The 7,282-nt window shown below is 34.4% G+C and carries 10 protein-coding genes; 7 read left to right on the top strand and 3 right to left on the bottom strand.

Annotation, left to right across the window (positions count from 1 at the left end; translation table 11 throughout):
* Positions 1-50: 50 nt before the first annotated feature.
* Genes ACH63V_RS17650 through ACH63V_RS17640 form a run of 3 tightly spaced genes read right to left on the bottom strand, consistent with a single transcriptional unit; the run spans position 51 to position 2,006 of the window.
* Positions 51-731: a hypothetical protein gene (locus tag ACH63V_RS17650; RefSeq protein ID WP_017392728.1), complete on the bottom strand. Its 681-nt coding sequence runs from the start codon at positions 729-731 to the stop codon at positions 51-53.
* Positions 732-768: 37 nt separating this feature from the next.
* Positions 769-1,602, bottom strand: a complete 834-nt coding sequence (locus ACH63V_RS17645; RefSeq protein WP_151760136.1) for an HNH endonuclease signature motif containing protein — start codon at positions 1,600-1,602, stop codon at positions 769-771.
* Positions 1,596-2,006, bottom strand: coding sequence for a (deoxy)nucleoside triphosphate pyrophosphohydrolase (locus ACH63V_RS17640; protein ID WP_151760137.1), 411 nt, complete (start codon positions 2,004-2,006; stop codon positions 1,596-1,598). Before ACH63V_RS17640 ends, ACH63V_RS17645 begins: the two co-directional genes overlap by 7 nt.
* A gap of 114 nt (positions 2,007-2,120) precedes the next feature.
* On the opposite strand from ACH63V_RS17640, the gene ACH63V_RS17635 reads away from it, so the two are divergent.
* From ACH63V_RS17635 to iaaH, 7 genes are all read left to right on the top strand, one after another.
* Positions 2,121-3,029 (top strand): lipase family alpha/beta hydrolase, encoded by a 909-nt coding sequence (locus ACH63V_RS17635; RefSeq protein WP_372539256.1) that lies wholly within the window; start codon positions 2,121-2,123, stop codon positions 3,027-3,029.
* Positions 3,030-3,172: 143 nt separating this feature from the next.
* On the top strand, positions 3,173-3,517 hold the full coding sequence (locus ACH63V_RS17630) for a hypothetical protein (RefSeq protein ID WP_151760139.1): 345 nt from the start codon (positions 3,173-3,175) through the stop codon (positions 3,515-3,517).
* A 68-nt stretch (positions 3,518-3,585) separates the two neighbouring features.
* Complete coding sequence (locus tag ACH63V_RS17625; RefSeq protein WP_396464262.1) at positions 3,586-3,939, top strand: hypothetical protein; 354 nt, start codon at positions 3,586-3,588, stop codon at positions 3,937-3,939.
* 8 nt (positions 3,940-3,947) lie between these two features.
* Entirely contained in the window at positions 3,948-4,139 is a 192-nt protein-coding gene (locus tag ACH63V_RS17620; protein WP_151760141.1) for a hypothetical protein, read from the top strand.
* A 67-nt stretch (positions 4,140-4,206) separates the two neighbouring features.
* Positions 4,207-4,506: a hypothetical protein gene (locus ACH63V_RS17615; RefSeq protein WP_151760142.1), complete on the top strand. Its 300-nt coding sequence runs from the start codon at positions 4,207-4,209 to the stop codon at positions 4,504-4,506.
* A gap of 289 nt (positions 4,507-4,795) precedes the next feature.
* Positions 4,796-5,515, top strand: coding sequence for a response regulator transcription factor (locus ACH63V_RS17610; RefSeq protein ID WP_396464258.1), 720 nt, complete (start codon positions 4,796-4,798; stop codon positions 5,513-5,515).
* 92 nt (positions 5,516-5,607) lie between these two features.
* A complete protein-coding gene (gene iaaH / locus ACH63V_RS17605) occupies positions 5,608-7,068 on the top strand; it encodes an indoleacetamide hydrolase (RefSeq protein ID WP_396464256.1) in 1,461 nt (486 codons plus the stop codon).
* Positions 7,069-7,282 lie beyond the last annotated feature (214 nt).

The following is a 7,282-nucleotide window of genomic DNA, read 5'->3' as shown; positions in this document are numbered from 1 at the left end:
GTTGATATATTTTATAATTCAGTCGAAAATCTTTTACTAAAAGAAGCACCTTAAGGTGCTTCTTTTAACTTTTTAATTCTTGAAATCGGTTGTGCAGTTTGTTCTGGTGGGTAAATAATAGCTTCTTTATTATCTAAAGAAATTCCATAGCATTTGTTGTAACCGCATAAAATAGTTTTGACTCTTACTTTTGTATTGTTGGAAGTTATATATCCATCTGAAGCATCACAAGCCTGTGAATTAAAAATTTCTTGAACTTTATCTTCAATCTCTTTTATCCCTAATTTATAGTAAAATAGAATTAATAAAAAAGTAAAAATAAATATGACAAAGTATAAGCCTAAAATTCCAAGGAAAGAATTAATTGCTTTTATTAAATCCTTTTTTTGTTTATCTAAGCAGATTCTTACTCTTTTGAAACTTTTTTGAATATATTCACGATATTCAATTTTTGTGCCTTTATGCTTTTGTAACCAGCGAATACTGAAAGTCACAAACACAATACATAAGATCAAAGTTATAGATATTGCTGACCAAAGAATAAATTGTAGTACTGGTAGAGAAATATATAAATATCCCATTAACACTACTTCTGGGTAATTTAAACCCAAAGAAGTAACGTGAATATTTAAAGGCTCGCCTAATCCTGCATAATAGGCAAATTGACAGGCATATACTAATGCGGGTAAGTAGATAAGAAAAAAAGATATACGTTTTAAAAACTGTTCCATTATTTATCCATTACTTTTTCTATGAAATGAGTATGTTTTAAGAATGTGTTTGTAAATTTCTTGTCTTTAATAAGAGCTTTTCCCGATCTGCCTCAGCATTCACAACATGCATTTTCTTATGGCAATTCGGGCAAAGCGCTACCGTATTTTCGACGGTATCTGGCCCGCCGTGCGCTAACCATTCAATATGGTGGGTTTCTAGGTAGGGCTCACCATTTTGATCTTTAAAAGGGGCAGGTTGTTCACAGAGCTGACAAATGCCATTCGCTAAACGCTTCGCAAGCTGGGCAATAGCATCAGAACGAATGAAGTATTTCGTCTTGGTATTACGATAGCTTACTTGCGTTTGTGCTGTAGCTTGAGCATCTGCCATTAATTGCTCAATCGATTTCTTCTTATACTTGCGCTGCTTTTTCTGACTAGTTCGCTCTATGGTCTCGACACTAATTGCTGTATTAGAATCAGACAATTTAACTGGGAATATCCAGACTAACCTATCTTGTTTATTGGCATCAGGTTGAATCTTTTGATAGGGATCTCCTACGAGAGTAACAGGACCCTGATAGATATATTCTTTATCGACAAACACTTCAAAAAGATGAACAGAAATACCATTACTATTACTTTCAGCTAGTGTTCTATTTTGATTTATCAATCCCTGATCACCGACCTGGCCCATGCCGGTGTAATGCAGCTCATCACCGATCCATCTATCTTCATAGACGGACTCTACATGGTTTGAAATAATGATGAGGGTATTGGTCTTATGAGATCTACGCATTCCGCCCTGAGGTGAGCAAAGGAAGTAATCACGTAATCCGTCGTTATCTAAAATAGTACCTGGTTTTAATTGTCTAAAATCTTTCAACATGCTGCAGTCTTATTATCAAGTAAGTATTTCACGATGGGGATATCAGCAGCTGCCCAGTCGAGCTGTTCTAATTCATCGATAGTGCACCATTGTACATCCCGGTGCTCACTTAAAGCCAATTCTTCAATAGTCTTAGTCACGCACATAAAAGTGGCCAGCTCGATATTAAAGTTGGGGTAGGCGTGCTCTACAGTTAACAGATACTCTGTTACTTCAATATCCAGGTTGAGCTCTTCTTTAATTTCTCGAATGAGTGCTTGCTCGAGTGTCTCTTCAGCCTCGACTTTACCACCTGGGAATTCATACTTATTCGATAAATAGGGATACTTATGCTCACCTTTAAGGGCACATAAAATTTTATCCTGGTGTTGGATAACTGCGGCAACGACTTCTAGAGATTTCATTCAAGATATTTTAGATGAGTTTAATATAAATATTATGCTTTGAACTGGCTTATGTTTGCACTTAATATTTAAAAGAATATAATAAAATTTCAATATAATTAAAAGGATAAAGTCATGAAAATAATAATGGTACACGGGATCAACCAGACTGATAAAGATCCTGAAACATTGAAAAAGATATGGATAGAAGCCTTCTTAGAGGGAGTATTTCAGGCACATATACCGAATGTTCCAGCTACAACAGAATTTGAGTTTATTTACTATGGAGATCTGGTAAAAGATTATTTAAATACTCCAACTTCTAATAAAGTCTTCTTTGATTTACAGACCAGTGGATTTCATGCTTTTGAAAAAAACTTCAATGATTTGTCATTAGATGAGCAGGATATTTTAATCAATATTGCTGACTCAATGGAGGGAGATAGTACTGATGAGATGGGAACATTACCTATTGAAGGAATTCCTGTTAATTTAAAAAGTACTTTAGCTCCATATTCCTTTATAGATAAAGGTGCGAAGGCATTGATCAAAATTACGAGTAGATTTCAAAAACTTCATACGTGGGTGCTTAAGATATTTGCCAAAGAAGCAAATCTATTTCTTGAGAATGAACAATATAGATCACAAGTGAGAGAAAAATTATTAAGTGAGATAAAAAAGGATCCTTCTAAAGAAATTGTATTGGTTGGGCATTCTCTTGGTAGTGCTGTTTGTCTAGATGCTCTACAGCATTTAAATTCCTCTTATAAGATTTCTCGGTTAGTAACTTTAGGCTCTCCTTTAGGCATTCCTGTATTTTACGATTATTTTAAAGATCGTACTAAGCCTTCTTCATTAAAAGGAGATTGGTTTAATTTTTATGACACGGATGATTTTGTTTCGGCTTATTTATTAACGAACCCTCCATATAATGTTAAACCAGAGATTCAGAACTTAAGGGCAAAAACACAGTATTTCCAACCGCATTATATTGTTGGATATTTGGATGATGCTCTTGTTGTTAAAAAAATCTTAGGTGTCTGAGATAATTGAATTGTTTAGGACTTTAGAACTTGACCCTGTACAGGGTAAATGCTATTTTTGCGTTATAGTGGTCGAAGTTATAGTAATTCATTAAGTAGATAAAGCTCGCATTCGCGGGCTTTAAATTTATTAAAGCGTAGCGCATGAATAAAATACTTCTTTCTTTAATACTTTTACCTATTTGGGGGCATGCAGGATATTGTGAGAACAAAGCACAAACTTATGTCATGAGCGCATTTTGGAAAGTTGACAATGTTCCTAAAGAAATTGCTTTAGATAGGGCAAAAGGATTAGAAGTTTTATATACAGATCTTGATACAGGTAAAACTCTAACTAAAGATTTTAAGGAAATAGTTGAAGAAATTTACAGAAATAATGATTACAAAGCTAAGGATCAGGATACATCAGAATATACTTCGCAGATGACATATAACTATGCAACGATATTAGCTACTTGTTTAGCTGAAAATGTTGAAAAATCCCGTTAGTTTTTATTGTGCTACTGTTTTGTATATATGGGGATACATACGTGAGACTAATACTTATAGTAATTTTAATGTCACTTGGAACTCTATTGCATGCTGAAGAAAAAGAATCAACAGTTTGTAAAAAGCTTAACAGTGCAGCATATCAAATCATGTTAGAAAGGCAGACAGGTATTAAGCCCCTTGATTTGCTTGAAAAGCTACTTATTCCATTAGATCAAGATAAGGAAAATTTAATATTGAATTACCATATCAATCACTTTTTTGGTCATGTAAGTGGTTTGGCTTATGAGACACCTTTATATACAACAGAAGATGAAAAAGAAAAAGCGGCTACAGATTTTGGTTTGAGAATTGAAAGAATTTGCACAAAGGATAAGACGGCATTATTTGCTCCTCCGCAATTTCAGACTTTTGAGGAATAATTAGCCTAATGCAAAATCAAATAGACCCAATTAATAATGTTAAGCAATTAGATATTGAGGATAAGCAAAAGCAGGAAAACTCGGTGCTTAACTCTGTGAATCCTGATCTAGTTGAAGTTAAAGATTTAATTGTAGAAATCGGGAAAGATATAGCTGATTTTGCATCATCTGTTTTCGATAACATCGATATCAATTTTTAACTTAAGAGCTCTCTAATAGTGAGTTTTTATGTGTTATAAAAAGATTTCCCATAATAAGGAGATCGAAGTGGAACTTACGCAAATTAAGGCAACAATAGATCGAGAATATGATCTCTTTGTAAATTCACATGAGTTTAAGACATATCAGCACGATAAAGAAAAGCAAGCTAAATTCTTAGGCCATGCATTAACAACATTGAGATATCCTCATACAAACATCATTATTTTAGGTGGTGGTCGATATAAAGTTGTTGGTCATCATGATTTAAATTTTGATATCGATCTATTCCAAGCTCCATCTTTCTTATCAAAGCAAGCATTTAATACGTGGTTGGCTAATATCCTATTTCAACGCTTATATTCTTAAAATATATTGTAAATACATATTTTAATTTGTATTATCAGTATCAAATACTGCGCTGAAAGTTTTTTGTTTTGTGACCCGTTTCTTTTTGAAGCGGGTTTTTTAATTTCGTATTTATATATATGTATTAGATGAAAGTATATATTGCTTTTATCACATAGCTAATTGTTTACTTCGCTGGAAAAATATTCCTTTTAAGAAGTTAATAAAAGGATGGGATTGGTATTAAGCTCAAAGGAAGCACTTAACCGATCTTCTTAAAATTCGATAGATTTCGTTAAATAGGCAGACTATGACTGTACTTTTAGAAAAGGATTTCAGCCCGTCTGAGTTTACATTGTTTTCTGAAATATTATGGAAACTTGGCTCAGGAAAAGGGCACTACAATTTACGTGAAAATATCCTTGCAGATATTGCCATTTTATTACGGGCTGATTTCGCTGCATCTTACATTTGGGATTCAACCCATAACTTATCGAAAGAAGGTGTGATATGGAAAATCGACCCAAAAGCCATGACGGACTATGAGTGTGTTTGGCAATTTGATGATCCGATTACGGCACAGCTTCGCAAACGTCAAAAACCAACTTTCGTAAACGAGGTCATGCCTCTCGCAGACCTGAAAAAAACACCCTATTACAATGAGTTTTTGAGAGCCTATGGTTTATATCACGGCATAAATATTTATTTTGTCCGAAATGGTATGGATATTGGTGATTTACGCATTTGGCGTGCGAAAGATGCCGACACGTTTAGTGAACGTGAAAAAAGAATATTAAACCTGCTTGAACCTTATTTTACTCAAGCCTTACCCAGTGATTTATCAAGTCAATATGGTCTGACGTCACGGGAACAAGAAGTGGTTCGCTTGGTAACTAAAGGTTTAAGTGATAAAGATGTGGCCAATTTACTGGATATTAGCTTTACAACATTAAGAACTCATTTGAACAATTCTATGAGAAAAATTGGCTGTAATAATCGCACAGAAATGGCCTTGCTCATTCGATATTAAAGTTTAAGCAATCCTCAATTTTGAGGATGCGAATGAATGAGCAATTTGTACTAAGTTTCTAAAATTACAACTTAAATGGATTAAAAATTACTATGTTAAATACAAATGAAAAAATTAATTGGATCGAATCACTTGATCTATCAAATGCTTCAGTAGATTTCATTACTAAACTCATTCATGAGAGAAAAGTATCTTGTGAAGAGCTTGTACATCATTACTTCGATACGATTGAAAAACAGCAATCCTTAAATGCATTTATTAGCACAGATAAAGCTTCAGCAATTCAACAAGCTCAATATTGGGATAAATATCTACTGAGTGGAAAACCGTGCCCAGCTTTGATGGGTATTTTAATTGCGGTTAAAGATAATATTCATGTTGCAGGTTTCCCAAATAGTGCAGGCACACCAGCTTTAGCTCAATTTAGGCCTCAAACTTCTGCGCCCGTTATTCAAAAGCTTATTGATCAAGGTGCAATCATTGTTGGTAAAGCCAATATGCACGAATTGGCCTTTGGGGTAACTGGTTATAATACTGCCATGCATATAGAAGGTGTGGTGGGTACACGAAATGCCGTAAACCCGTTACATATTGCTGGTGGGTCTTCTTCGGGTAGTGCGGTAGCTGTTGCAGCGGGTATGGTTCCGATTGCTATGGGTACAGACACAGGTGCTTCTATTCGACTGCCAAGTGCCTTAAATGGTTGTGTGGGTTTTCGTCCTACGGTAGGACGATATTCACAAGAAGGTATTACCCCAATTTCACATACTCGAGATACCGCTGGACCTATTGCACATACCGTATCTGATGTTATTTTAATTGATGAGCTTATTACTCAAGAACCAAGAAAAGAACCATTAGATCCTTATCAAATTCGGCTCGGTATCAATTCATATTTTTGGAATCATTTAGATGAAGACGTTCATGAACAGGCTCATATTGCGCTTGAGCTTTTAAAAAGTGCAGGAGTCGAAATTATTCCTGTCGATATGCCAAATTTAGAACAACTCAATCAAGCTATTTCATTTCCTGTGGCCATCTATGAAGGCAAATATGACCTGATTCAATATTTGAAAGATCATCAAGTAAATTTGACCATAGAGGCTGTAGTCGATCAGATCTCAAGTCCAGATGTACAGGCAATTTTTAAACTGAATATTCTTCCTGAGTTAACTTTAGATCAGACGGGTCAAATTGTTCCTGTTTTACCTTTGTATGAAAAAGCGATTAGTGAAGCTCGTCCACAATTGCTTGAACTCTACCAAAACACATTTAAAGCGCATAATTTACATGCTTTATTATTTCCGACATCACCGATTGTTGCACCACTAGCAAACGAAGACGTCTATTCAATTGAAACTTTTCAGACACTCATGCGAAATACAGACCCCGGCAGTAATATTGGAATACCGGGCCTGAGTTTACCTATTGGAAAAGGTGCGAAATCAAAACTGCCAATTGGATTTGAAATAGATGGCTTAGCTCATCAAGATAGTCAATTGCTTGCGATTGGAATAACTTTAGAAGAAATTTTTAAGGATTTAAATCAATAAACAAAACCACTTAAATCACTATTTTTAAAGGCTTGTTTCTCTATTAATAATAGGTTGAAATTTATTGGTAAGTCTGTTTTTATCTGAAAAATTATAAGCCATTTCACTTGTTATAATGGCTTATTTATTAAACAATTATTACTTTTTGATTTACTCATCCTGTCAGTTTTACTGTTGTTAATTTGAGAAAATATAATATTAATAACTTATATAT

The sequence above is a fragment of the Acinetobacter sp. ABJ-A23_2 genome (assembly GCF_044538765.1).
Lineage (GTDB): Bacteria > Pseudomonadota > Gammaproteobacteria > Pseudomonadales > Moraxellaceae > Acinetobacter > Acinetobacter nosocomialis_A.
Note: the sequence above shows the minus strand (reverse complement) of the source record. Positions and strands in the feature narration are given on the sequence as shown.

Bases quoted from the DNA above. Each gene is read 5' to 3' on its own strand.
- ACH63V_RS17635 (WP_372539256.1), top strand. From the start codon at position 2,121: ATGAAAATAATAATGGTACACGGGATCAACCAGACTGATAAAGATCCT.
- iaaH (WP_396464256.1), top strand. From the start codon at position 5,608: ATGTTAAATACAAATGAAAAAATTAATTGGATCGAATCACTTGATCTA.
- ACH63V_RS17645 (WP_151760136.1), bottom strand. From the start codon at position 1,602: ATGTTGAAAGATTTTAGACAATTAAAACCAGGTACTATTTTAGATAAC.
- ACH63V_RS17625 (WP_396464262.1), top strand. From the start codon at position 3,586: ATGTCACTTGGAACTCTATTGCATGCTGAAGAAAAAGAATCAACAGTT.
- ACH63V_RS17610 (WP_396464258.1), top strand. From the start codon at position 4,796: ATGACTGTACTTTTAGAAAAGGATTTCAGCCCGTCTGAGTTTACATTG.
- ACH63V_RS17640 (WP_151760137.1), bottom strand. From the start codon at position 2,006: ATGAAATCTCTAGAAGTCGTTGCCGCAGTTATCCAACACCAGGATAAA.
- ACH63V_RS17620 (WP_151760141.1), top strand. From the start codon at position 3,948: ATGCAAAATCAAATAGACCCAATTAATAATGTTAAGCAATTAGATATT.
- ACH63V_RS17630 (WP_151760139.1), top strand. From the start codon at position 3,173: ATGAATAAAATACTTCTTTCTTTAATACTTTTACCTATTTGGGGGCAT.
- ACH63V_RS17650 (WP_017392728.1), bottom strand. From the start codon at position 731: ATGGAACAGTTTTTAAAACGTATATCTTTTTTTCTTATCTACTTACCC.